The organism is Bariatricus sp. HCP28S3_D3, from assembly GCF_052065755.1.
In the GTDB taxonomy this organism is placed as follows: Bacteria; Bacillota; Clostridia; order Lachnospirales; family Lachnospiraceae; genus Allocoprococcus.
The window spans coordinates 1-357 of record NZ_JBQHTK010000115.1 but is presented as its reverse complement, the minus strand read 5'-3'; the positions used below and the strand labels follow the sequence as shown (position 1 = coordinate 357).

The window sequence follows — 357 nt, the reverse complement described above, 5'->3', positions numbered from 1 at the left end:
TCCAGTCCAGCAGCTTTTTCAAAATAAATCGTTCCATAGACTCACACCTCACACTTTTATTGGAGTTTTAGTGTTTCTTGATCACACTTTTATTATATGCGTAAGTTTCCCAAAATACAATCATAATCACAAAATTATACGAGTTTTATGGAGGTAAAATCACACTTTTATATTGATACAAGAAATAGGTCTGAATTTCGAAACTGATTTTATACGATTTCTCGTTGCTCCGCCAATCATTCCGAAAGCTGTTAAAATAATCTTTTTTACGTTTGCCATATGCCATCCTCTTGAGAAGGATGCCCACATTATCAGATATGTAAACGCACTGCATGTATCGTGGAGAAACGCCATGTT

Annotated in this window: 1 protein-coding gene; it reads right to left on the bottom strand. The window is 35.0% G+C overall.

Features of this window, described 5'->3' with window-relative positions; translation table 11 throughout:
• Positions 1-159 precede the first annotated feature (159 nt).
• A partial coding sequence (locus ACTNB3_RS17965) for a hypothetical protein (protein WP_441027330.1) occupies positions 160-357 on the bottom strand: 198 nt, incomplete at its 5' end.